The sequence below is a fragment of the Nocardiopsis valliformis DSM 45023 genome (genome assembly GCF_000340985.1).
GTDB lineage: Bacteria > Actinomycetota > Actinomycetes > Streptosporangiales > Streptosporangiaceae > Nocardiopsis > Nocardiopsis exhalans.
On sequence record NZ_ANAZ01000016.1, the window covers coordinates 66,940 to 91,002 of the forward strand.

A 24,063-nucleotide genomic window follows, 5' to 3' on the forward strand; every position below is an offset into this window, starting at 1 on the left:
CGAGTTCTGCCAGCCACCACACGAAGACCAGCGACAAGCACAGCCCAACCCCGGCACCCCGGTGCCGCGACGTGAATCGGCGAGGCATGCCCATGACCGACGACGCACAGGTTCTCGACTACCTCAAACGGGTCACCGCCGACCTGCGGCGCACCCGCGCCGAGCTCACGCGGCTGCGGGAGCGCCACAACGAGCCGATCGCCGTGGTGGGCATGGGCTGCCGCCTGCCCGGAGGAGTGAACAGCCCGGAGGAACTCTGGGACCTGCTGGAACGGGGCGCCGACGCCATCGGTGACCTGCCGGACGACCGGGGCTGGGACGTGGAGGACATGCGCGGCCGTCCGGGCATGTCCGCGGGCGGGGGTTTCCTCGACGACGCGGCCGGTTTCGATGCCGCCTTCTTCGGTATCTCGCCGCGCGAGGCCGAGGCGATGGACCCCCAGCAGCGGCTCATGCTGGAGGTGACCTGGGAGTCCCTCGAACGCGCCGGGATCGACCCCGCGTCCCTGGCGCAGACGCCCACCGGCGTCTTCACCGGGATCAGCACGACCGACTACGCCCGTACCACCACCTCGGGCCGGGTGCCCATGCCCGAGGGAGCGGAGGGGTACCTGATGACCGGCACCGCCGCCAGCGTGGCCTCGGGTCGGATCGCCTACACCCTGGGGCTGCGGGGGCCCGCGCTGACCGTGGACACTGCCTGTTCCTCCTCGCTGACCGCCGTTCAGCTCGCCGTGCGGTCCCTGCGCCAGGGAGAGTGCTCTCTGGCGCTGGCGGGCGGGGCGACCGTGATGTCGGGGCCGTCTCTCTTCGTGGAGTCCGCGAAGCAGGGGGTGCTCTCCGCGGACGGTCGTTGCAAGGCCTTCGGCGCCGGGGCCGACGGCACCGGGTTCGCTGAGGGGGCCGCCGCCCTCGTCCTGGAACGGCTCTCGGACGCCGAGCGCGCCGGGCACCGGGTCCTGGCGGTGATCCGGGGCGGCGCGGTCAATCAGGACGGCGCCTCCAGCGGGCTGACCGCCCCCAACGGCCCCGCGCAATCGCGGGTGGTCCGGGCCGCGCTGGCCGACGCCGGGCTGAGCCCCGACGACATCGACGCGGTGGAGGCGCACGGAACCGGGACCGAACTCGGCGACCCGATCGAGGCCGAGGCCCTCCTGGAGGTGTTCGGTGACCGGCCGGGGGACCCCCTGTGGCTGGGTTCCGTCAAGTCCAACCTGGGGCACACCCAGGCGGCGGCCGGGGCGGTCGGGATCATGAAGCTGGTGCTGGCCCTTGGTCGTGAGCGGCTGCCGCGAACCCTGCACGCCGAAGAACCCTCGCCCCTGGTGGACTGGGCCTCGGGCGGTGTGCGGCCGCTGTCCGGGTCAAGGGACTGGCAGCGCGGCGAGCGCGTGCGCCGCGCGGGTGTGTCGTCCTTCGGGATCAGCGGGACCAACGTCCACATCGTGCTGGAGGAGGCCCCGGAACCCTCCCCCGGAACGGGCGGCGTCGCCTCGGGGACTCCGGACGCCTCGGAGACCCAGGAGAGCTCGTCGGACTCCGGGCCACTGGCCGGGCCGTTGGTCAAGGGGCGGACCGCCTGGCTGCTGTCCGCCCGCGACAAGACGGCGCTCAGCGAACAGGCCGCCCGGCTGGCCGACCACCCGGGCGGCGCGGCGCCGCCCGCCGACGTCGCCCGCGCCCTGGCCAGCACACGCGGCCGGTTCGTCCGGCGCGCGGCCGTCATCGGCGCCGACCCCGAGTCCCTCACCGCAGGGCTGCGTGCCCTGGCAGGGAGCGCGGGAACGGACGGGTGCGCGGCGGGCGTGGTCACCGGCGAGGCCCGCCGGTCCGGCCGCTCCGAACAACCGGTCTTCGTCTTCCCCGGCCAGGGCGGTCAGTGGGCGGGCATGGCCAAAGGCCTGATGGCTGACTCCCCGGTCTTCGCCGCGTCCGTGGCCGAGTGCGAACAGGCCCTGGCCCCCCACGTCGACTGGTCCCTGTCCGCGGTCCTGCGCGAGGACCCCGGAGCCCCGCGGTTCATGGGAGAGGACGCCCCCGTGGACGTCCTGCAACCGGCCCTGTGGGCGGTGCTGGTCTCCCTGGCCCGGCTGTGGCGGGCCGCGGGTGTCGAGCCTTCCGCCGTGGTCGGCCACTCCCAGGGCGAGGTGGCGGCCGCCTGCGTGTCCGGGATCCTTTCGCTCGAGGACGGGGCCCGGGTGGTCGTGGCCCGCTCGCGCGCGCTCGGCAAGGTCGCGGGTGAGGGCGGCATCGCTGTGGTGGGACTGGGCATGGACGAGGTCGCGGGCCTGATCGAGGGGCAGGAGGGACAGCTCGCCCTCGCAGGCGCCAACGGCCCCGAGACCAGCACGGTCGCGGGCAGTGCCGAGGCAGTCCACGGGTTCGTGGCCGCCCGTGAGAAGGACGGGACCTTCGTGCGGCGCATCCCGGTCGACTACACCTCGCACTGCTTCCTCGTGGACCGGGTCGAGGAGGAGGTGCGGGCCGCCCTGGCCGACCTCCGGCCCCGGCCGGGCACCGTACCCCTGTATTCCACCGTGGCACCCTCACCCACCTGGAAACCCGGGGACGAACCGTCGGCGGAGCCCGTGGACGGGACTTCGCTCGACGCCGGTTACTGGTACCGGAACCTGCGCCACGGCGTGCTCCTCGAACCGGTGGTCCGCCGCCTGGCGCCGGTCAGCCACGCGTTCGTCGAGGTCGGCGCGCACCCGGTGCTGTCGGTGCCGCTGAGCCAGACCCTTGAGGCCGCCGGGGCCGCGGACCTCCCGGTGGTGCACACCCTGCGCCGGGACGAGGACACCGGCGACCGCTTCCTGGCGGCGCTGGCCGAAGCCCACTGCCAGGGGATCGGCGTCGACTGGGAACGGGTGCTGGGCGATGGCGGCCGCGATGTCGACCTTCCCACCTACCCCTTCCAGCACCGGAGGTACTGGCTGGACGAGCCCCGACTCTCGGGTGACCCCTCCTCGGTCGGCCTCAGCGCCGCCGACCACCCCCTGATCGGCGCCTGGACCCCGATCGGCGCGACCGGCCAGACCCTCTTCACCGGTCGGCTCGACCCCGCGTGTGCTCCCTGGCTGACCGAACACACGGTTTCCGGGCGGACGATCCTGCCCGGAACCGCCGCGGTGGAGCTGCTCCTGCACGTCGGACGGCTCTGCGACCGGCCCGAGATCGCCGAACTGACCCTGAGCGCCCCCCTGGAACTCGATCCTGAGGGGCCGGGCACCCCGGTCCAGGTCATCGTGGAGGCCCCCGACCTGCGTGGAACGCGTGCCTTCCGCCTCCTGTCGTCCTCCGCCGACGGGCAGGAGTGGGCCACGCACGCCGAGGGCCTGCTGGCCCCAGCCACCAGGACCCCCGCCCCGTCCCCCCTCACCCCGGGCCCGGAGGCCACCGAACTCACGGTGGCGGACGCCTACGCGCTCTTCGAGGCCCGGGGCATCGGGTACGGGCCCGCCTTCCAGGGGTTGCGCGCCGTCCGGGCCGACGGCCCTCGGACGTGGGCCGAGGCCGGGCCCGACCCCCTGCCCGCCGACGCCGAGGCGATGACCGGCCCGCATCCTGTCCTGCTCGACGCCGGGCTCCAGTCCCTGCTTCTGCGCGAGGCGGAAGCCGACCAGGCTCCCCGGCTCCTGATGCCCTTCGGCTGGAGCGGGGTGCGGCTGCACGCGCCGGGCGCCCCGGGGCGGGTCCGGGTCCAGCTCACCCGGACCGGTGAGGACACCTACGGGATCCTGGTCACCGACCCCGAGGGGGTACCGGTCCTGAGCGTGGATTCCCTCTCCGTCCGGGAAGCCGCCCCGGCGGCCCAGGCGGACCAGGACGCGCTCTTCCACCAGGACTGGGAGGAGATCGCGATACCCGGGGGGACCGTTCTCCCCGATCCCGGAACCTGGGCGGTGGCGGGTAATCTGGCCGGTGTGGACCGTCGGCCGCAGGAGTGCGCCGAGGCGCCCGACGTGATCGTGCTGGCCCCAGGTGACGAGGGTGCCGGTTCCGGCGGTACCCAGAGCCCCGAACAGGCGAACGCCGACCCCGAGCGGGCCCTCGAACGGCTGACCGGTGCCCTGGAACAGCTGCGGGGCTGGGTGGACGACGACCGCTACGCCGCCACTAGGTTCGTCGTGCTCACCCGCGGCGCCGTCAGCCTGCCTGGCGATACCAGTCTGCCCGCGGACCCGTCCGGCGCGGCGCTGTGGGGGCTCATCGCTTCCGCCGAGACCGAGAACCCCGGCCGGTTCCTGCTGCTGGACACCGACCTGACCGGTTCCGAGACCGGCACCGAACTGATCGCCGCGGCGTTGCGCACCGGGGAACCCCGGCTGGCCGTCCGGGGCGGGCGGCTCCACGCGCCGCGTCTGGCCCGCAGCCGCTCCGAGTCGGACACCGCCACCCTCCCGCCCGCCCGCAGCCCGGGCTGGCGGCTGCACGCCGACGGCCGGGGCGTCCTCGACGGCCTCACCTACGTCCCCGTGCCCGAACGTTCGCTCGCCCCGCACGAGGTGCGGGTCGCCGTCCGCGCCGCCGGCCTGAACTTCCGCGACGTCCTGATGACCGTGGGTATGTACCCCGAGCCCGGCGACATCGGCAACGAGGGTTCCGGAGTGGTGCTGGAGACCGGGGGCGAGGCCGGCGACCTGCGTCCGGGCGACCGGGTGATGGGGCTCTTCCCCGGCGCCTTCGGCCCGGTCGCGGTGGCCGACCACCGGTACCTGGCCAGGGTCCCCGAGGGCTGGGACCACGCCGAGGCGGCCGCCGTCCCCGCCGTGTACCTGACCGCCTACCTCGCCCTGGTCGAGGAGGCCGGGCTGCGTGAGGGCGAGACCGTGCTCGTCCACTCCGCCGCGGGCGGGGTGGGCCAGGCTGCGCTCGGCCTGGCCCGGCACCTGGGCGCCCGGGTGCTCGCCACGGCCAGCCCCGAGAAGTGGGACCTGCTCCGCTCGTCCGGACTGGGCGAGGCCGAGATCGCGCACTCGCGTGAACTCGGCTTCGAGAAGCAGTTCCGCGCGGCCGCCGACACCGTGGACGTGGTCCTCAACTCCCTCACGGGCGAGGCGATCCCCGCCTCGCTGAGGCTGCTCGGACCGGGCGGCCGGTTCGTGGAACTGGGCCGCAACGAGCTGCTCGGCGCGGACGGCGTCCCCGAGGGCATCGTCTACCGGGCCTTCAACGTCCTGGAGTCGGGGCCGGACCGGATCCAGCGGGCCTTCGCCGCCCTGTTGCCGCTCCTCACAGCCGGCACCCTGCCCCGCGCCCCCCTCACCCGGTACCCGATCGAGGAGGCCCCGGAGGCGTTCCAGGTCATGCAGCGCGGCCGCAACGTCGGCAAGGCGGTCTTGGAGCTGGCCACCCGCTTCCGCCCCGGTGGAACGGTTCTGATCACCGGTGCCACCGGTCGGCTCGGTGCCCTGGTCGCCCGTCACCTGGTCGTCCGGCACGGTGTCGACGACCTCCTCCTGATCAGCCGCCAGGGCCCCCGCGCCCCGGGGGCCGATGCTCTGGTCGCCGACCTCACCGCCCTGGGCGCCGGGGTCCGGGTCGAGGCCTGCGACGTCTCCGACGCCGAGCGGTTGGGGGACCTTCTCGCCGAGGTACCGGTCTCGGCCGTCGTGCACGCGGCCGCGGTGATCGACGACGCCACCTTCACCGGTCTGTCCGCGGACACGGTCGCCCGCGTGATGGGCCCCAAGGCCGCGGGCGCCTGGAACCTGCATCGGCTCACCGCCCACAGCGACCTGGACGCGTTCGTCCTGTTCTCCTCCGCCGCCGGGGTGTTCGGCAGCGCGGGCCAGGCGGCCTACTCGGCCGCCAACGCCTACCTTGATGCCCTCGCCGCGCACCGCCGCGAGCGGGGCCTGCCGGCCCAGTCCCTGGCCTGGGGGCGCTGGTTGGTGGAGTCGGGGGAGTTCGCGGAGATGAGCGAGGTGTCCGCGAACCGGATGGCCCGTACCTGGGGGGTCCAGGGGATCGGCGACCGCGAGGGGTGCGCGCTCCTGGACGCCGCGCTGGCCTCGGACCGCGCCCATCTGGTGCCCTCCCCGCTGGACCTGGTCGGGCTGCGCACCCGAGCGGTCACCCAGGGATCGATACCACCGCTGATGCGAGGGCTGGTACGCGCCCCCGACCGGACCGGACGCGCTACCGAAGAGGTGGTCGCGGTTCCGCCCGGCGCCGAGCGCCGGGAGCTGCTCACCCGGCTGGTGTGCGAACGGGCCGCGGAGATCCTGGGCTACCTGGAGTACGGCGCCCACCAGGAGTTCCCCGGGTCCGGGTTCGACTCGCTGACCGCCGTGGAACTGCGCAACCACCTCCAGGAGATCACCGGGCTGCGCCTGCCCGCCACCCTGGTGTTCCAGTTCCCCACACCCCGGGCCCTGGCGCACCACCTCGACCAAGAGATGGGCGGACCCGCCCCGGTGGCGGGCGGGGCGACCACCGTTGACGGAGCCCGCGGCGGTCGGAGCCGCGAGGCGAAGTCCGACGACAGCTTGATCGGCCTCTTCTTGGACGCGTGTGCCGCACACCGCCCCAAGGAGGCCGTGGACCTCGCCCTTGCCGCCTCCCGCTCCCGCGCGGTCTTCACCGGGGCGTCGCGGTCCGCCGCCACCACGCTGGCCACGGGTCCGGAGGAACCCGTCCTGATCTGCCACCCGTCACTGGTCATGACCTCCGGCCCGCACGAGTTCTCACGGTTCGCCAGCCGGTGGCAGGGACGACGCAGGGTCCACGTGCTCTCCGCTCCGGGCTACCTGGAGGGCGAGGAACTCCCCGCTGACCTGGACACCTTCGTGCGGACCCAGGCCGACCAGGCTCTCGCCGCGGCCGACGGGCGCCCGTTCATCCTGGTGGGCCGCTCCTCCGGCGGCTGGACGGCCCACGCCGTCGCCGAGGAGCTCTCCAGCCGGGGGACCCCGCCCGCCAAGGCCATCCTGCTCGACACGGTGGTGCCCGGCGACGACGACCTTCTGCCCATGGTGACGGAGTTCGTCACCGAACGGGCGCACGAGTTCGAACTCCTGGACACCACCCGCCTGACCGCGATGGGCGCCTACCTCGACCTGTTCTCCACCTGGCGTCCTTCGGAGTGGTCGGGTCCGACGGTCCAGGTACGGCCCACCGAGGCGGTGGTCACCGCGGCCGGGACCAAACTCGGCCTGGACTGGAGCTGGCCGATCGCCCACGACTGGGTCGAGGTCCCGGGTGACCACTTCACCATGTTGGAGGAGCACGCTCTGCGCACCGCCGAGGAGGTCGACCGGATCGTTTCCGAGGGAAGGAAGCCGAACCGGACCGTCTCCAGGTGGACGACTCTGAAGCGGGCCGTCTCCAAGAGGAAGAGCTCGAGGTGAACCGAGATGGGGCACGGGTGCCCTCCCGGTGGGTCCACCGGGAGGGCACCGACCTGCACGTCCTGGACACCGCGGGGGCGGGCCCGCCGGTCGGATCCTGCACGGCCTGGCCGGGAGCGCGCGCGAGTTCTGGCCCACGGAGCGGGCCCTGGCACCACACTTCCGAGTGCTCCTGGTCGACCAGCGCGGCCACGGCCGCAGTACCACCCGCCCCGCGGACCTCCAGGGCGCACCCCACGACGCCCACCTGGACCCCGGGGCCGGTGGATCCCCGTCCTCAGGGAGTGGCTCACCAGACCGCTGTGAACCTGTGCTTGATCACCAGCGAAGAGGATTCCCTGTTCCGCGGGCATCCTGTACAGGTTTCTGTATTGTTTCAGCGGGATCGTGCAGGACGCGGAGCAGGGGGCGGAGCTCATCGTGACCCGTCGCCGCGAGCCAGTGGCCGCGGTGGTCGCCTACGAACGGTTGACGGAGCCTGAGCAGGCTGAGGCCGACCTCAAGGACCTCGCTCTGCTCCTCACCCGCAGCATGAGTGACAGCGGTGAGCGCACATCACTCGACGACGTGCTGACCGCGTTCGGGCACACCCGATCTTCACTCGAAGAACTGCCTGAGGACTGATGGCCGAGATCACCTTCACCGATGCCGCCATCGATGATCTCCGGCGTATCGGTCCCGACGCTGTGTCCCGGGTTCTCAAGAAGCTCCTACTTCTGGCGGAAAACCCAGAAGCGGTGTATCCCCTGGACCTGTGGGCCGAATACCGATCCCGCCCGCAGTAGAGAATTCTCCTGGGCAGCCGTTCGGACAGGGACCCGGAACAAACCCCACCGGCCGGGCGTTCACCTGAAAGTGCGCCCGGGGCCTTCCCCTCCGCCCGGGAGACACCGCGCCCGGCGTGCCGTTGAAACCCCGCCCGCCGGGAAAACCGGTTGCCAGCCCTCTTAACCTTGGTTATTGATGAGCACCACCACGCCCGCGCCCGCCGCGGACCAACTCCGTTCCCGGCTGCGCGACCTCATGCCCGCCGACCGGCACCGGCTCCGTCGTCGTATCGACGGCCTGGCCAGGATCCGTGACGAGCGCCGCCGCGCCTCCGTGACCACGCAGATCGCGGGGGACATCGACCGCGCCGAGCTCCGTGTGGGTCTGCGCCGCGAGGCCGTGCCCGAGCTCAGCTACCCCGAAGAGCTCCCGGTCAGCGCCCGGCGCGAGGACATCGCCGAGGCCATCCGGGACAACCAGGTCGTCATCGTCGCCGGTGAGACCGGTTCCGGCAAGACCACCCAGCTGCCCAAGATCTGCCTGGAGCTGGGGCGCGGCGTCATGGGCACGGTCGGGCACACCCAGCCCCGGCGGCTGGCGGCCCGCACGGTCGCCGAGCGCATCGCCGACGAGATCGGCACCCCGTTGGGCGAGACGGTCGGCTACAAGGTCCGGTTCACCGATTCCTCCAACGACAGCACGCTGGTCAAGCTGATGACCGACGGCATCCTGCTGGCCGAGATCCAGCACGACCGCATGCTGCGCCAGTACGACACGCTCATCATCGACGAGGCGCACGAGCGCAGCCTCAACATCGACTTCCTGCTCGGCTACATCAAGCAGCTCCTGCCCAAGCGGCCGGACCTGAAGATCATCATCACCTCGGCGACCATCGACCCCGAGCGGTTCTCCCGCCACTTCGACGACGCCCCCATCGTCGAGGTCTCCGGGCGCACCTACCCGGTCGAGGTCCGCTACCGGCCCATCTCCGAGGACATCCTCGACCCCGAGGAGAAGAATCCCGGTCCGGGAACCGACAGGGACCAGACCCAGGCGATCCTGGACGCCGTCGACGAGCTCTCCACCGAGGACCCCGGCGATATCCTGGTCTTCCTCAGCGGCGAACGCGAGATCCGCGACACCGCCGAGGCCCTCGAAAAGAAGAAGATCCGCGGCCTGGAGGTCCTGCCCCTCTACGCCCGCCTGTCCGTGGCCGAGCAGAAGCGCGTCTGGTCCCGGCACAGCGGCCGCCGCGTCGTGCTTGCCACCAACGTCGCCGAGACCTCGCTGACGGTCCCCGGCATCAAGTACGTCATCGACCCCGGCACCGCGCGCATCTCCCGGTACTCCCACCGCACCAAGGTGCAGCGCCTGCCCATCGAGGCGGTCTCGCAGGCCTCCGCCAACCAGCGCAAGGGCCGCTGCGGCCGTGTGTCCGAGGGCATCTGTATCCGCCTGTACTCCGAGGAGGACTTCCTCTCCCGCCCGGAGTACACCGACCCCGAGATCCTGCGCACCAACCTCGCCTCGGTCATCCTCCAGATGGCCCACCTGGGCCTGGGCGACGTCGCCGCCTTCCCGTTCGTGGACGGCCCCGACCACCGCCAGATCAAGGACGGCGTCAACCTGCTGGCCGAACTCGGCGCGCTCCAGCCCGAGGTCGCCCGGACCAAGACGTCCAAGGGGGACGGGGACACCGACGGCAAGCAGGGTTCGGACCGGCAGGGCTCGAAGCAGCGCCGCCTGACCCCGATCGGCCGCCGCCTCGCCCAGCTGCCCATCGACCCCCGCCTGGGCCGCATGGTCCTGGAGGCCGAGAAACGCGACTGCCTGGCCGAGGTCATGGTCATCACCTCGGCCCTGTCCATCCAGGACCCGCGCGAGCGCCCCACGGAGAAGCAGCAGCAGGCCCAGCAGGCCCACGCCCGGTTCGTGGACAAGGAATCGGACTTCCTGGCGTTCCTCAACCTGTGGAACCACCTGCGCGACAAGCAGCAGGAGCTGTCCGGCAACCAGTTCCGCCGGATGTGCCGCGAGGAGTTCCTCAACTACCTGCGCGTACGCGAGTGGCAGGACATCCACGGCCAGCTCAAGCAGGTGCTGCGCACGATGGACATCGAGGTCCCGCCGCTGCGCGAGCAGGCCGCCGACCCGCGCGACGTGCACATGTCGCTGCTGGCCGGGCTGCTCTCGCACGTGGGCCTCAAGGACCCGGACAAGCACGAGTACCTGGGCGGCCGCGGGGCGCGCTTCGCGATCTTCCCCGGCTCCGCCCTGTTCAAGAAACAGCCCCGCTTCGTGATGGTCGGCGAACTCGTCGAGACCTCCAAGCTCTGGGGCCGCATGGTCGCCAAGATCGAGCCCGAGTGGGCCGAGGAGCTCGGCGTCGACATCGTCAAGCGCAGCTACAGCGAACCGCACTGGGAGCGCAAGCGCGGCGCCGTCATGGCCTTCGAACGCGTCACCCTGTACGGGGTGCCGATCGTCGTGCAGCGCAAGGTGTCCTACGGAAAGATCGACCCCGAGCTCTCCCGCGAGCTGTTCATCCGCCGCGCCCTGGTGGAGGGCGACTGGGAGACCCGGCACCAGTTCTTCCACGACAACCGCAAGCTCCTCGACGAGGTCGAGGACCTGGAGCACCGCGCCCGCCGCCGCGACATCGTCGTGGACGACAACACGCTCTTCGACTTCTACGACCGCCGCGTCGCCGACTCCGCGATCTCCGCCGCCCACTTCGACTCCTGGTGGAAGAAGGCCCGCCGCGACGAGCCCGAGCTGCTCGACTTCACCCGCGAGGAGCTCATCAACGACGGCGTGGACATGGTCAGCGAGGACGACTACCCGGACGTGTGGCGTCAGGGCGCGTTCGTCTTCCCGCTCACCTACCAGTTCGAGCCGGGCAGCGACTCCGACGGCGTCACCGCGCACATCCCGGTGAAGTTCCTCAACCAGGTCGAGAACACCGGCTTCGACTGGCAGATCCCCGGTCTGCGCAACGAGCTCATCACCGCGCTGATCCGTTCGCTGCCCAAGCCGCTGCGCCGCCACTTCGTGCCCGTCCCGGACAATGCGGCCCGCGCCCGGGGCGGCCTGACACCCTACGAGGGCTCCCTCACCGAGGCCCTGGCCGCCGAACTCACCGTGATGGCCTACGGCGAGCGCATCAGCGCCGAGGACTTCCAGCTCGACCGGGTCCCCGACCATCTGCGCATCACCTTCCGCGCACTGGACGACCGGGGGCGCACCCTGGCCGAGTCCAAGGACCTCGAACAGCTGCGCGCCAAACTCAAACCCCGGCTGCGCGAGGCCATCGCCACCGAGGCCAAGGGCGTGGAGAAGAAGGGCATCACCTCCTGGGACTTCGGTCCGCTGGAGCAGACCCTGGAACGCAAGGCCCTGGGCCCGAAGGTCAAGGGCTACCCGGCCCTGCTGGACGAGGGCGAGAGCGTCGCCATCCGCATCTTCGACACCCAGCCCGAACAGCGCGCCGCCATGCGCGCGGGCACCCGGCGCCTGCTCATGCTGAACATCCCGTCCCCGGCAACCGTGGTCAGCAAAGGCCTGAACAACCCGGACAAACTCGCCCTGGCGGACAACCCGCACGGCTCCATCCGCAAGATGCTCCAGGACGCCGAGGCCGCGGCCGTCGACCACCTGCTCACCCGTGAGGGCGGGCCGGTGTGGAACGGCGAGGACTTCGCCAAGCTCACCGACCGGGTCCGCGCCGACCTCGGCGACACCCTCGCCGAGATCCTGGGGAAGACGGCCCGCATCCTCGTGCTGTGGCGCAAGACCTCCAAGAAGATCAAGGGCACCACGTCCCTGGCGGTCCTGCCGTCCCTCAACGACATCCAGGGCCAGCTCGGCGACCTCGTCGGCGACGGCTTCGTCACCCGCGCGGGCCTGGCCCGCCTGGACGACGTCCACCGCTACCTGCGCGGCATCGAGTACCGACTGGCCAAACTTCCGGAGAACCCGCGCCGCGACCAGGTCAACATGTCCAAGGTCGAACAGATGCGCCAGGCCGTCGCCAAGGTCAAGGGCGTGCTGCCCGCCGGCCGCGCCGACGACCCGGACGTGGTCGAACTGCGCTGGATGCTGGAGGAGTACCGGGTGAGTCTCTTCGCCCAGGAACTCCGCACGGCCTATCCGGTCTCGGACAAACGCATCATGAAGGCCCTGGAAGCCGTCAAGAAGCCCGGGAAGTAACCCGGACAAGCAAGCGCCGCCGGACCAGGTTCCGGCGGCGCTTCTCGTGCTTAGCGGTCGTACACATCTCCGCGAGGGCCGACCTTGACGACGACTACGGTGATCTGACCGCCGTCGACTGTGTACCGACTCACTCGTAGTCCTCGAACCGGAAGGGAACGGTTTCCTCGTCTGCGCGGGCGTCGATCACCGCGCTGTCAGCGGTGTCTTCCAGTTCTTCCAGGTATGCGGCGGACACCAGCACCAGGCCACGGTCAGCCAGTGCTTCGGCGAGCTCGGCGGCCATCCCGCTCGGTTCCAGGGGTGCAGCTGTCATGGTGGCTTCTCTCCGTTCGCCTGATGCTCCAACTCTACGCGTGGCTCTTCGAACCATGCGGCTCAGTCGAGTGGTCGCGCCTACAGCCACCCCGTTGCCGCAGCAGTGGGGGAGGGGCTGTGGCGTTCGCGGGCTTCGCGTTCCTGCTTGGCGCCGAAGAAGTCGCCGCCCTTGCGCATCATGTCGTCGGTGCCCCAGGACTCGTCGGCGCCGACCTTGCGCAGGTGCGGGATGTGCTTGCGGCAGTGGATGTAGGCCTCCTCGACCTGGACCACCATCCACATCAGCGCCCGCTGGCCCGGCACCTGGGGCAGCGGCAGGTCCGTGACGTGGGAGCGCAGACGCTCGTCCTCGGTGAGCTTCACCCGACCGTTGACGTGCAGGCCGATCCGCTCCCGCTGGAAGTCCAGGAACATCAGACCGATGTGCGGGTTCTGGATGACGTTTCCCGCGCTGGCGAACACACCGTTGCCCCGGTACTCCGGGTAAGCCAGGGTGTGGTCGTCGATGACGTGCACGAAACCGGGCGGCCCGGCCCTGAAGCTGGAATCGCATTCGCCCTTGAGGTCGGCCGTCGCGATGAACAGCATCTCCTGGCGGGCGATAAACTCCCGCATCGCCGGGTTGAGGTGGTCCAGCATCTGGTCGCGGTAGAAGCGGTCGGCCCTGTCTGTGGTGCCCAGGACCTCCTGTACGTAGTGTTCCCCCTCGGAGCCGGGCCTGTGGTGCTGATCGGACTGTGTCATGGACGAAGGCTTTCGACGGTGGACGGAAATGGTGACGGAACCGGTGGAGCCGGGTTCCGTCACCGTGCGCGGAAGGGTACCGAGGGGTTCGGGGCGGTCGTGGAAGACGACGGAGGGGCGGAGTAGGGGGAGAGCGGGGGAGGCGCGTAGTTCGGGGAGGCTGAGCGCGCCGAGGAGTTCGGGGAAGGCGTGGAGTTCGGGGAGGGGGCGTCGGCCTGCTCCGCCCCGGCCAGCATGTTCGCGGTGATCCACTGGTAGACCAGCACCCAGGCCGAACTCATCGAGGAGGACCAGGTCGGGGAGATCTCGCTGACGGCGCGAACCAGGGCGCGCCCCACGTGCGGGTAGTGCTCCGGGGCCACCCCCAGTTCCAGGCGGTGCTGTAGGCCCAGGCGCTGGAGGTACTCGGCGACCTCTCGGGGGTCGTCGAGGTGCTGGACCACGGCCAGGAGGGCGTCGGCCATGCGCTGCTGCTGCGGCTTGATGTCGTCCGAGAACATGGCCCGCACCTCGGGGACCATGGTGAAGAGGTTGTCGTAGAAGCACTTGGCCAGTCGTGCCGACCCCTGGGGGATGTCGACGGCTGACTGGCGGACCAGGTCGACGATCTCCCGGTCGGGCAATGGCACTTCTGATATCGAGCGAAGGGTCAAGGCTGATCCAGTGTTCGGGTGAGCGGGGAACCACGGACCGTGGGGGAGAGCTGCGGCGCGCTCTCGGTTTCCGAGGGTGACGGGGGCCTTGGATCGGTGTTTTTCCGCAGGGCACGCGGGAAGTTCCGCGGCGGCCCGAATCAGGACAGATGTGCTGGAGGTGGCCCTGACCTCACTGACTCGGGCTTTTGGTGAGGAACTGTAACAGACTCGCTACGTAGTCGAGAGCCCCTGATTTGTGACTGTTGGGTATTTACGTGACTCCAGTGACTACCCCTGGTAACCGCCCTGGTGGCACGCCCGGGTGATACACGCTCAGCCTTTCCCCACCGGGTCCGGGGCGGTAGCATGCCGCCGGTGGTATGGACCACATCCCGCTCTTCTGCGAAGGAAACGAGGCACCCGGTGGACACACCGCGACGGCTCCTGCTCGTGGGGACCTACACCCCCGACTCCGACCCGCCGGGGGAGGGGCAGGGCATCCACCGGGTCTGGTTCGACCCCGAGACGGGCGAGCTGACCGCAGACGGCGTTGCCGCCCGCACCACCGGACCCTCGTTCCTGGACTTCGCCGAGGACCCGCCCACGGTGTACGCGGTCAACGAGCGCGCCAAGGGCACGGTGACGGCCTTCCGGGTGCACGGTGACGCCTCCCTGACCGAACTGGGCTCCCTCCCGACCGAAGGCGGTTCGCCCTGCCACGTCCTGGATCTGGGGGACGGGCTCGCGGGCGTGGCCGACTACGCCAACGGCACCGCCGCAGTGGTGGCCTTCACCCTGGAGGGCTCCGGCGGCACCGACGACGGCGAGCCCTGGCAGCTGTTCGAGCACTCCGGAAGCGGGCCGGTCACCGACCGACAGGAGGGCTCGCACGCGCACAGCCTTACCCTGGCCCCCGACACCGGCAACCCCGAGCTCTCCTACCTGCTCGTCGCCGACCTCGGCACCGACGAGCTGCGCGTCTACCAGGTCGCCAACCCCCAGCCCCCGGAGCTCCCGGCTGACAGCGAGGGCCCGGGCATGGTCTTCGTCCCCGGTGAGCTGCTCCGGACCATCGCACTGCCCCCGGGTACCGGCCCCCGCCACGCGGCATTGCACCCGGGCGGCGCGTACGTCTACGTGGTCGGCGAGCTGGACTCCCGCGTGCACGTCCTGAGCTGGGACGGCGACCACGGCACCGGCGAGCACATCGGTTCGCTACCGGCCACCGCCGAGGAGGCGGCGGGCAGCAACTTCCCCGCCGAGATCACTCTGCACAGGGATCGCGTGTACGTGTCCAACCGGGGCGCGGACGTCATCTCCACCTTCGCCGTCCGCGCCGAGGGCGCCAGCCTGGAGCACCTCGCCGACACCCCCGTGGGCGCCTGGCCCCGCCACTTCACCGTGGTCCGGGGACACAACGGCCAGCCCGACCACCTGGTCGCGGCCGCCCAGAACGGGGACTCCCTGATGTCGCTGCTCATCGACCCGGACACCGGGATCCCCGCCGACACCGGCCACCGCCTGGAGATCCCGGTCCCTGTGTGCGTGCTGCCGATCCCCATCAAACGCATCCGCCGCGCTGAGGGAACCCGCTAGCCGGGGGAGCGAGCCCGTCACCGCCAACGCTCCGCGCAGACCCCGGATCTGGAACAGCGCCGGGGCGACGACCACGACCACGGCCGCGCCCGCTCCCGCTCCCGATCGCGCTTGTGACCGGGCTGAGCCACACGGGCGCAGCCGAGTTCCAGCGCCTCGCTCGCGGTCTTCTTAGCCCTTGTATCGGAAGGGAACGGTTTCCTCGTCGGCTCGGGTGTGGATCACCGCGCTGTCGGCGGCGTCTTTCAGCTCTTCAGGTGCGCGGTGGAAACCAGCACCAGGCCGCGGTGGGCGATCCCCACATCGAGCCGCTGAGAGGAGAAGGTCTGATCGTGTGAGAATCAGGCCCATGGAGTGCGATGTGTGCGGGCGTTCGATGTGGCGGTGGCCGTTGGATTCGAATCCGTGGGTCGAGGAGACCTGGTCCTGTTCCTGGTGTTATGCGGTGACCATGGTGGACGTGGGGCGGTTCGAACTCTGTCGCCCGCCGTATGCTCCTGCGGACAAGCGCTGGGAGAGGGCGGACGGGGAGGGGTTGCCCCCCGGCTCTGTTCACGCCTTCGGTTCTTTCGAGAAGACGCTGTGCGGGATCGAGTTCCCGGGATTGTCCCCGTCCGACTATTTCTGGTTCCCGGAGCGCCGGGACGCCTGCGGTGAGTGCTGGGCAGCCGCAGTCACCATCGATGAACGTTGGCCGCGCGAGCTGCGGGGAGCTCACGCACGGACCGGCATCGCGAGACAACTTTCCAACCCGGGTGCCGGGAACCGAGAGGGGGCTCGGCTGGAGCGGCCGGACTAGGTTCCGCGAGGCACAGTGGCGAGAACGTGCTAGGTCGCGCGCTTGCACGGCTTCCCACGAACCCCGTTTATGCGGAGCTTCGCAGCTGGGGCCACGGGGTCAGCCTCAGGTCCCAACGGGCCTTTCGGGTTCGGTGCCGAGCCCCCGCCCTCCCCCGTGATCTTGCTACCAGAAGCGAAATCGGCGCCGAACTTGCTACTGGTAGCAAGATCACGGGCTACAGGGACACGGGTCGGGCTGGGGCGCCCAGGTGTACTCAACCTCTGTGGCCAGTACAACTCGGCCGGGGGCGATATGGCATCGACTGTCCCTTCGGGGTGGTTCGTGATGGTTGCCTTCTGTGGCTGTAGGCGTAGGTGAAGCGGGATACCTGGATCAGCGTTCACCCCCTCCAGAGGTTGGAATGATCTGAGTCTCAGTTGAACCCCCACAAGAAGGGCCCGGAGGGTTCTGTGCGCCCCGCCTCCTGATCAGGCACCCCTCATATCGGACAATGGACGGTGATCCGCTCTCTACACCTCCCCGAGGGGAACCACGCATGCCCACCACCGTGACGGCCCACGTCCGCTATCGGGGCCTGACCTCGCGCGACCTCGCACTCGTCGCCGTGTTCGCCGCGCTCATCGCCGCGCTCAGCGTCACCGTCGCCATCCCCATCCCGTTCTCCCCGGTGCCCATCACCCTCCAGACCCTGGGCATCATGCTCGCCCCCAGTCTCCTGGGCTGGAAGCGCGGCAGCCTCGCCGTGGCCACCTTCCTCGCCCTCGGCCTGGCCGGGCTGCCCCTCTTCGCGGGCGGCCGGGGCGGGCTCGCGGTCCTGGCCGGGCCCTCCGCCGGGTTCATCGTCAGCTGGATCTTCGCCGCCCTGGTCATCGGCCTGCTCACCGACCTCATGGTCCGCAAGGGCAAGTACAGCTTCTGGCAGGGCCTGGTCATCAACGCACTCGGCGGCATCATCGTCATCTACGCCATCGGCGTCCCCTGGATGGCCGTGGTCCTCGGTGACGCCGTCCTCGCCTCGCTCCTGTCCATGGCGGTCTTCCTCCCCGGCGACATCGTCAAGGCCGTGGCCACCGCCGCCATCGCCAGCGCCGTCTTCCGCGCCTACCCGATCCCGCCCGCGGGCCGCCCTATCGCGGACGAGAGCGCCGACGCCGCAGAAGCCCGCGACGCCGACGACACCGACACCTCGCGGGAGAAGAAAGCCTGATGCTCCGCCTCGAGGGGGTCTCCCACTCCTACGAAAGCCGCGCCGTCCTGCGCGACATCAGCCTCGACCTCGCCGAACACCGCATCGGCGTGATCGGGGCCAACGGATCGGGCAAGTCCACGCTCGCCCGCACCCTCAACGGACTCGTCCTCCCGGACCGGGGCCGTGTGTCGCTGGGGGAGTGGGACACCCGGCGACACGCCAAGCACATCCGGCGCCGCGTCGGTTTCGTCTTCTCTGACGCCGCCAACCAGATCATCATGCCGACGGTCGTCGAGGATGTGGAGATCGGGCTGCGCTCCCTGCGCCTGGGCCGGGCCGAGACCGCTCGGCGGGTCGACGCGGTCCTGGAGCGCTACGGCCTCGCCGACCACCGCGACCACCCCGGACACCTGCTCTCCGGCGGTCAGAAACAGCTCCTCGCACTCGCCTCGGTCCTGGTCACCGAGCCCGAGGTCCTGGTCTGCGACGAACCCACCACCCTGCTCGACCTGCGCAACACCCGCATGGTCCACCGCACCCTGGACGGGCTCGACCAGCAGGTCCTCCTCTTCACCCACGACCTCGACCTGCTCGCCGGTTTCGACCGGGTCCTGGTCATGAACGACGGCCGGGTGGCCTTCGACGGCGCCCCCGCCGACGCGGTGTCCTTCTACACCGAGCTCATGGACAGCCAGCCCCTGGAACCGGGGGCCGACGCCGTCCACGACTCCGAACCCGGAGCGGCCCCGTGAGCGTGATCGGGCTGTACGTCCCTGGTACCGGGCCGCTGCACCGGATCGCCGCCGCACCCAAACTCCTCGCACTGCTGGTCATCGGTGCCGCACTGCTGATCGCCGCCAACCTCTGGGCGGCCCTGGGTGCCCTCGCCGTGAGCCTGATCTTGTACCCGGCCGTGGGCCTGCACCCGCGCCGGGCCCTCGGTGTGCTGCGCGTCCTGTGGCCGTTCCTCCTGGCCATCGGGGTGTTCCAGACCCTGTTCGTGGGCGCCTGGGAGGAAGGCGTCCGGCTCTGTGCCCAGCTCGCCGCACTCGTCCTGCTCGCCAACGCCGTCACCCTCACCACGCGCGTGCGCGAGATGCTCGACCTCTTCGAACGCCTCGCCCGGCCGCTGCGCCGGGTGGGGGTCAACCCCGACCGGGTCGCCCTGGTCCTCGCCCTGACCATCCGCTCCATCCCGATGGTCGCCACCGCCTGGCAGGCCGCCCGCGAGGGCTACCGCGCCCGTGGCCTCTCCGGCCGCCCGCACCTGCTCGTGGTACCGGTGATCGTCCAGCTGCTCCGGATGGCCGACGCCACCGGCGAGGCGCTCATGGCCCGGGGGATCGACGAGGACACCTCCACTCGCGAGGACATCCGGACCCCCGCGGACACCCGCACCTCCCGGGACTGAGCCAGCACCCACGGGCCGAACCGACCCCACGAACGTTCCGTTTGTGCTGGCATTCCCCTGAAACACAGCTGTAAGCCCATCCGAGAAGAGCGATACCGATTCAGTATCGGACCGGTGATTTCCGCGAAGTATCTGGGGATAATAACCGGCACAGAACATCCCCCAAGGTGCAAAGCGAACCGGTGATCTTGTGAACCGGCGTCCCTCCGCCGACCGACGGGTCTGGTCCGTCACGACGGCCACCCTCGTCGCCCTCATCATGGCCCTGGCCCTGCCCGGGGCGCTCTCCGCGAACGACGCCACCCTGACCCCTGACACGGCGCTCCTCAACCAGCTGTCCGCCCGGGCCCATCTGACGCTTCCGCCCTTCGCCCCGGTCACCGCCCCGGCGGAGGGCGGAAGCGCACTGCCCCCGGACGAGCGGGCCGCCCTCACCGCGCGGATCGCGGCCATCGACGCCGAACACGGAGCGCACTTCGGGATCGCGGTCCAGGACCTGCGCACCGGGACGACCTACAGCTACAACCCGCACCACCGGTTCCTCACCGCGAGCGTGGCCAAGCTGACCGTCCTCACCATGCTCCTCATGCAGGCCGAGGAGGAGGGCCGCGAACTCACCGTCGGCGAGCGCGCCCAGGCCGAACAGATGATCCGGTACAGCGACAACTCCGTGGCCGACGAGCTCTACTCCCGGTTGGGCTTCACCGACGGATTCGTCCGCCACGCGGGCAACCTCGGGTTCACCGGTACCGAACCCCACCCGGGCGGCAGCTGGGGGTCCACCATGACCACCCCCGCCGACCAGGTCCGCCTGCTGCGTGCCCTGTATACCGACGAAAGCCCGCTCTCTCCGGAAGACCGCGCCCACGTCCGCGAACTCATGGAGAGCGTGGCGCCCGAGCAGGCCTGGGGCGTGTCCGCGGCGGCCGCGTCCGGGGACACCGTAGGGCTCAAGAACGGCTGGACCCCGAGGTCCTCCAACGGCGGCCTGTGGAACGTCAACAGCGTCGGGTACGTCAGCGGACCCGACCAGGAGTACCTCGTGGCGGTCCTGTCCGACGGCAACCCCGACTACACCTCGGGCGTCGCCCTCCTGGAGCTGCTGGTCACCGAGGTCACCGCGGCCATCGAGGCCCCCGACACCTCTGAGGGCCCCGGCTCCCACGACACCACCGTCACCGCCCGCTAGATCGTTGATGGGGTGCGCCGGCTCACGAGGTGCCAGGGGCCGGGCCTACAGCACCCCTGGGCCCGCACACCACCACGCCCGGCCGTGTCGCGGCCGGCCGTTCTCGCTGGCGGAACGGCGGCTAAGGGGGCGCGGATCCTCCTCGGGAGGGTTCCGGTCCCCTTTTCGAAGATGATCTTGCTACCAGAAGCAAGTTCGGCGCCGAACTTGCTTCTGGTAGCAAGATCATCGGGGATATGAGGGTTTTAGAAGCACAGGACAGGCCACCGGTAGCCGACGGGGTGGCCGGAACCGGCCACCCCGTCCGCGGCCTCTTACACGGCGGTGCCCCATCGGAGAACTCCGACGGGGCACCGCTCGCTGTGCCGCCAGGGCGGGCAGCCAAGCCCGGGGGCCGTTAGTCCAGAGGACCGCCGGCGACGTACAGGACCTGACCGGACACGAACCCGGCGTCCTCGCCGGTGAAGAACGCGACGGCGTTGGCGATGTCCTCCGGGTAGCCGACCCGCTGGACCGGGATCTCCGAGGTCTTGAAGGCCTTCATGTCCTCGTACTTGATGCCGATCCGCTCCGCGGTGGCACGGGTCATCGCGGTCTCGATGAACCCGGGGGCGACCGCGTTGCAGGTGATGCCGAACTTGCCCAGCTCAATCGCGAGGGTCTTGGTGAAGCCCTGCAGACCCGCCTTGGCGGCCGAGTAGTTGGCCTGGCCACGGTTGCCCAGCGCCGAGGAGCTGGACAGGTTCACGATTCGGCCCCACTTGGCTTCGGTCATGTGGGCCTGGGCGGCCTTGCTCATCAGGAACGAACCACGCAGGTGGACGCTCATGACGGTGTCCCAGTCGTCGGCGGACATCTTGAACAGGAGGTTGTCGCGCAGCACCCCCGCGTTGTTCACGAGGATGGCGGGCGGGCCGAGCCGCTCGGCCACGGTGTCGACGGCGGCGGTCACCTGGTCGGCGTCGGAGACGTCACAGCCCACCGCGACGGCCTTGCCGCCATCGGCCGTGATGCGGTCCACGACCTCCTGGGCGTCGGACTCCTTCAGGTCCAGCACGGCCACCGAGCGGCCCTCACGGGCCAGACGCTCGGCGACCCCGGCACCGATACCGCGGGCCGCGCCGGTCACGATCGCCACACGAGGCGTTGGGGACATGGTGTTACCTCCATAATTCACGTGGTGGGCGCGAGGGAATCCTATCCGCATGCCTACCGGTCGGTACGTGCCCGGGGGGTGGTTGCGGAGCACTTTCGAAACGCTCGGGTAACGCTTTCGCGGCAGCTCGGCGATACCTCTCACCTGCGGCCCGGCAAACCTTTCGGGTTCGTGTCCCCGTTTGCCTGCACTTTGTCGAACGGTGGCTTACGATTGCCGTCTAGACCGAGATGCACGTGCATTCGGACCGTGCACCAGCACGAGCTTTCCGCCGTTCGAGGTTGTTCGGCACCGCGCGACACCGTTCGACGCCGTGAGACCCGTTCGACGGTGGACCGGAGTGCGCGGCCTCAGTGAGGAGTGAAGGGCATGGAGTGTGTGGAGGCGGTGGCGAAGCCTGCCGGTGCCTGGTGGCTCAGGGTCTTGACCCACAGCTCGCGCCGCTGGAACACACCGGTCTGCGGTGACCGGCACGACGCCGTCACGTGGACCTTCGAACCCCGTCCCATGGCGGTGTCCGCCGCCCGCGAGATTTCCGCGGCTCTACTCCTCGAATGGGAGATGGAGTACTTGTCCGGTGATGTCGCGGTGGTTGTTTCCGAATTGGTCACCAATGCGGTGCGGCATGGCGGACCTCTGGTCTTGACAAGGCAGGATGAGCCCGGTATTCAGCTCTCCCTGATGCGGAGCGGTAGTGAATTTATCTGTGCCGTTCGTGATGGCGGAGATCGCTTGCCCCGGAGAAGGGAAGCCGATCCGACCATGGAGGGCGGCCGAGGGCTTGCCCTGGTGAGCGCTTTCGCGCGAGAGTGGGGTGTGATTCCCACGCCGTCCGGCGGAAAGTTCGTTTGGGCGCAATTCGTGTGAGTCGATGACAGGGAGCCCGTTCTCGGGCGCCGTCTGGACGAAGGGCCCCGGTGGGGCATCCTGCCCGGCGGTCCTGGGCGCCGGAGGGATGAGCGGTATCGATCCGTGGGCGGAACGAGGCGCTGGCTATACCGTGTACGTGTAGTGTCCTGAACGCGCGGCAATGGGGCCGGGCGACCCGATACCCTTGTTCGGAGAATGTACAGAGAGGCGGCGAAGGTGGATATCGCTCAATTGCGGCAGGGGCGTGGCCCCACCGTGCGCCGTGTGCTCCTCGGGGCGAAGCTGAGGATGTTTCGGGAGCGCGGCGGCATCACACGTGAGGCCGCAGGGGAGAGGATTCGCGCTTCCGCGTCCAAGATCAGCCGGATGGAACTCGGCCGGGTCGGTTTCAAGCCCCGTGATATCGAGGACCTCCTGGAGTTGTACAACGTCACGGACCCCAAGGTCCTGGCGGAATTCCGGGAAGCGGTGTCGGAATCCAACCGGCCCGGATGGTGGAAGGAGTACGGCGACTTCCTGCCCAAGTGGTTCATCCGCTACGTGGGCTTCGAGGAGGCCGCCGACCAGATCCGCATTTACGAGTCCCAGTTCATCCCCGGTCTGCTGCAGACCGAGGGGTACGCCCGTGAGATCATCTCGGGCGGATCCGAGCCGGACCCGGTGGTCGAGCAGCGCCTCCAGGCCAGACTCACCAGACAGAAGCACCTCGAGGACGTCAGTAAGCGCATCTGGGTCATCCTCGACGAGGCGGCCGTGCGCCGGCCCATCGGAGGTCGGGAACGCGGCCCGGAGATCATGCCCGGCCAGCTGCGCCACCTGATCCACCTGTGCGAGAACTACAAGAACGTCACGTTGCAGATCGTCCCCTTCGAGGTGGGCGCGCACGCCGCGGAGGCCGGTTCCTTCACCGTCCTGCGCTACGACGACCACACACTCACCGACATCGTCTGGATCGAGCGGCTCACCGACGGTGAGGTCATGGACAAGCCGACCGAGGTCGAGATCTACAGCAAAGCCATGACCAGGCTCAGCGTCTCGGCGGCCACTCCCGACGAAACCCTCTCCATGCTCAAGGACATGCTCAAGGACCTCGAAGAGGGCTGAGCGGGAACGCGGGAAGAGCCTGAGCACAGACCCGCCCAGACACCCCAGAAGCGGCGCCGTGAACCCTGACCGGCGCTGTTTTCGTGTGGGGGTGTACGCAGAGTGAAGGGCCCCGTCAGCGGCGGACGGAGCCCCTCCTGTTGGGAAACCCCCTGCGGCCTGGGAGAGAGCAAGAGTGTGGCTTACCAGGCCGCGGACGACGTACCGCCCGAGGGCGCGTCAACCGGGTGTGGGGGGTGGCCAGTGGGTGTTCCGCGATACGGGGCGCGCAACACGCCCCAGGGCGTGTCCGTCGGACACTAGCCCAGCAGGTTGTCGAAGTCGCCGTCCTTGGCGCCCAGGATGAGGCAGTCGATCTCCTCCTGGGTGTAGACCAGAGCCGGGCCGGTCGGGAAGCGCGAGTTGCGTACCGCGATCGAACCGTCGTTCAGGCGGGCCATCTCGACGCAGGCGCCCTGCGAGTTGCTGCGCTTGGCCTTCTGCCAGGCGGCCTCGGTCAGTTCGGTTGCGCGGATGCCGTTGTGTGCGGTCATTTCTGCTAGCTCCTTGAGTTCTCTGAGGGGATGTGCGTGCCGATGCACTGACAGATGCACGTGCATCAGCACTGTCACTCTCACGAGCATAGCGTGACCATGGCCACTTGTCCGGGAGTTTCGAAGGATGTAAGCGGCATGTAATCGGAGTGCGGCCCGACTGTCGGTCCACCCCCCTGTCCTT

The 24,063-nt window shown here is 70.0% G+C and carries 17 protein-coding genes; 12 read left to right on the top strand and 5 right to left on the bottom strand.

The genetic code is table 11. The features are described 5' to 3' along the window. Positions 1-92 precede the first annotated feature (92 nt). The 5 genes from D457_RS0117490 (at position 93) to hrpA (ending at position 12,332) form a co-directional block, all read left to right on the top strand. Positions 93-7,355: a type I polyketide synthase gene (locus tag D457_RS0117490; RefSeq protein ID WP_026116743.1), complete on the top strand. Its 7,263-nt coding sequence runs from the start codon at positions 93-95 to the stop codon at positions 7,353-7,355. Positions 7,356-7,383: 28 nt separating this feature from the next. After that, on the top strand, positions 7,384-7,779 hold the full coding sequence (locus D457_RS37075; RefSeq protein ID WP_239646134.1) for an alpha/beta fold hydrolase: 396 nt from the start codon (positions 7,384-7,386) through the stop codon (positions 7,777-7,779). Next, complete coding sequence (locus tag D457_RS0117495) at positions 7,743-7,979, top strand: hypothetical protein (protein WP_017581973.1); 237 nt, start codon at positions 7,743-7,745, stop codon at positions 7,977-7,979. The genes D457_RS37075 and D457_RS0117495 overlap by 37 nt, the downstream gene beginning before the upstream one ends. Then, on the top strand, positions 7,979-8,140 hold the full coding sequence (locus D457_RS36205) for a type II toxin-antitoxin system RelE family toxin (protein WP_017581974.1): 162 nt from the start codon (positions 7,979-7,981) through the stop codon (positions 8,138-8,140). Before D457_RS0117495 ends, D457_RS36205 begins: the two co-directional genes overlap by 1 nt. Before the next feature lie 178 nt (positions 8,141-8,318). Then, a complete protein-coding gene (gene hrpA, locus D457_RS0117505) occupies positions 8,319-12,332 on the top strand; it encodes an ATP-dependent RNA helicase HrpA (RefSeq protein WP_017581975.1) in 4,014 nt (1,337 codons plus the stop codon). Positions 12,333-12,462: 130 nt separating this feature from the next. On the opposite strand, the gene D457_RS0117510 is transcribed toward hrpA, so the two are convergent. The 3 genes from D457_RS0117510 to D457_RS0117520 form a co-directional block, all read right to left on the bottom strand. Next, positions 12,463-12,648 (bottom strand): hypothetical protein, encoded by a 186-nt coding sequence (locus D457_RS0117510; protein WP_017581976.1) that lies wholly within the window; start codon positions 12,646-12,648, stop codon positions 12,463-12,465. An 80-nt stretch (positions 12,649-12,728) separates the two neighbouring features. Continuing rightward, positions 12,729-13,394 (bottom strand): pyridoxamine 5'-phosphate oxidase family protein, encoded by a 666-nt coding sequence (locus D457_RS0117515; protein ID WP_017581977.1) that lies wholly within the window; start codon positions 13,392-13,394, stop codon positions 12,729-12,731. Between the two features lie 59 nt (positions 13,395-13,453). After that, positions 13,454-14,023: a globin domain-containing protein gene (locus D457_RS0117520; protein WP_026116745.1), complete on the bottom strand. Its 570-nt coding sequence runs from the start codon at positions 14,021-14,023 to the stop codon at positions 13,454-13,456. A 429-nt stretch (positions 14,024-14,452) separates the two neighbouring features. Here D457_RS0117520 and D457_RS0117525 point away from each other — a divergent pair, with 429 nt between their 5' ends. The 5 genes from D457_RS0117525 (at position 14,453) to D457_RS0117545 (ending at position 20,216) form a co-directional block, all read left to right on the top strand. Beyond that, entirely contained in the window at positions 14,453-15,625 is a 1,173-nt protein-coding gene (locus D457_RS0117525) for a lactonase family protein (protein WP_017581979.1), read from the top strand. 1,337 nt (positions 15,626-16,962) lie between these two features. After that, entirely contained in the window at positions 16,963-17,634 is a 672-nt protein-coding gene (locus tag D457_RS0117530; protein ID WP_017581980.1) for a biotin transporter BioY, read from the top strand. Next, positions 17,634-18,368, top strand: coding sequence for an energy-coupling factor ABC transporter ATP-binding protein (locus D457_RS0117535; protein ID WP_017581981.1), 735 nt, complete (start codon positions 17,634-17,636; stop codon positions 18,366-18,368). The genes D457_RS0117530 and D457_RS0117535 overlap by 1 nt, the downstream gene beginning before the upstream one ends. Next, a complete protein-coding gene (locus D457_RS0117540) occupies positions 18,365-19,027 on the top strand; it encodes an energy-coupling factor transporter transmembrane component T family protein (protein ID WP_017581982.1) in 663 nt (220 codons plus the stop codon). Before D457_RS0117535 ends, D457_RS0117540 begins: the two co-directional genes overlap by 4 nt. Positions 19,028-19,217: 190 nt before the next feature. Next, positions 19,218-20,216 (top strand): serine hydrolase, encoded by a 999-nt coding sequence (locus D457_RS0117545; protein WP_017581983.1) that lies wholly within the window; start codon positions 19,218-19,220, stop codon positions 20,214-20,216. A 397-nt stretch (positions 20,217-20,613) separates the two neighbouring features. Here the strand turns inward: D457_RS0117545 and D457_RS0117550 are convergent, their stop codons facing one another. After that, positions 20,614-21,372, bottom strand: coding sequence for an SDR family oxidoreductase (locus tag D457_RS0117550; RefSeq protein ID WP_026116746.1), 759 nt, complete (start codon positions 21,370-21,372; stop codon positions 20,614-20,616). Between the two features lie 369 nt (positions 21,373-21,741). Between D457_RS0117550 and D457_RS0117555 the strand changes: the two genes are divergently transcribed. Together D457_RS0117555 and D457_RS0117560 are read left to right on the top strand one after the other, a co-directional pair. Further along, the gene (locus D457_RS0117555; protein WP_017581985.1) at positions 21,742-22,239 is read left to right on the top strand and encodes an ATP-binding protein; all 498 of its coding nucleotides are present in this window, start codon (positions 21,742-21,744) and stop codon (positions 22,237-22,239) included. Positions 22,240-22,506: 267 nt separating this feature from the next. After that, a complete protein-coding gene (locus D457_RS0117560; RefSeq protein WP_039831413.1) occupies positions 22,507-23,346 on the top strand; it encodes a helix-turn-helix domain-containing protein in 840 nt (279 codons plus the stop codon). Positions 23,347-23,645: 299 nt separating this feature from the next. Here D457_RS0117560 and D457_RS0117565 read toward each other — a convergent pair whose 3' ends face one another. Next, on the bottom strand, positions 23,646-23,879 hold the full coding sequence (locus D457_RS0117565; RefSeq protein WP_017581987.1) for a DUF397 domain-containing protein: 234 nt from the start codon (positions 23,877-23,879) through the stop codon (positions 23,646-23,648). Between the last annotated feature and the right edge of the window lie 184 nt (positions 23,880-24,063).

What these genes read in the sequence shown, in the direction of transcription:
- D457_RS0117515 (WP_017581977.1), bottom strand. Translation starts at nt 13,394, where the DNA reads ATGACACAGTCCGATCAGCACCACAGGCCCGGCTCCGAGGGGGAACAC.
- D457_RS0117530 (WP_017581980.1), top strand. Translation starts at nt 16,963, where the DNA reads ATGCCCACCACCGTGACGGCCCACGTCCGCTATCGGGGCCTGACCTCG.
- D457_RS36205 (WP_017581974.1), top strand. Translation starts at nt 7,979, where the DNA reads ATGGCCGAGATCACCTTCACCGATGCCGCCATCGATGATCTCCGGCGT.
- D457_RS0117550 (WP_026116746.1), bottom strand. Translation starts at nt 21,372, where the DNA reads ATGTCCCCAACGCCTCGTGTGGCGATCGTGACCGGCGCGGCCCGCGGT.
- D457_RS0117555 (WP_017581985.1), top strand. Translation starts at nt 21,742, where the DNA reads ATGGAGTGTGTGGAGGCGGTGGCGAAGCCTGCCGGTGCCTGGTGGCTC.
- hrpA (WP_017581975.1), top strand. Translation starts at nt 8,319, where the DNA reads ATGAGCACCACCACGCCCGCGCCCGCCGCGGACCAACTCCGTTCCCGG.
- D457_RS0117490 (WP_026116743.1), top strand. Translation starts at nt 93, where the DNA reads ATGACCGACGACGCACAGGTTCTCGACTACCTCAAACGGGTCACCGCC.
- D457_RS0117535 (WP_017581981.1), top strand. Translation starts at nt 17,634, where the DNA reads ATGCTCCGCCTCGAGGGGGTCTCCCACTCCTACGAAAGCCGCGCCGTC.
- D457_RS0117565 (WP_017581987.1), bottom strand. Translation starts at nt 23,879, where the DNA reads ATGACCGCACACAACGGCATCCGCGCAACCGAACTGACCGAGGCCGCC.
- D457_RS0117510 (WP_017581976.1), bottom strand. Translation starts at nt 12,648, where the DNA reads ATGACAGCTGCACCCCTGGAACCGAGCGGGATGGCCGCCGAGCTCGCC.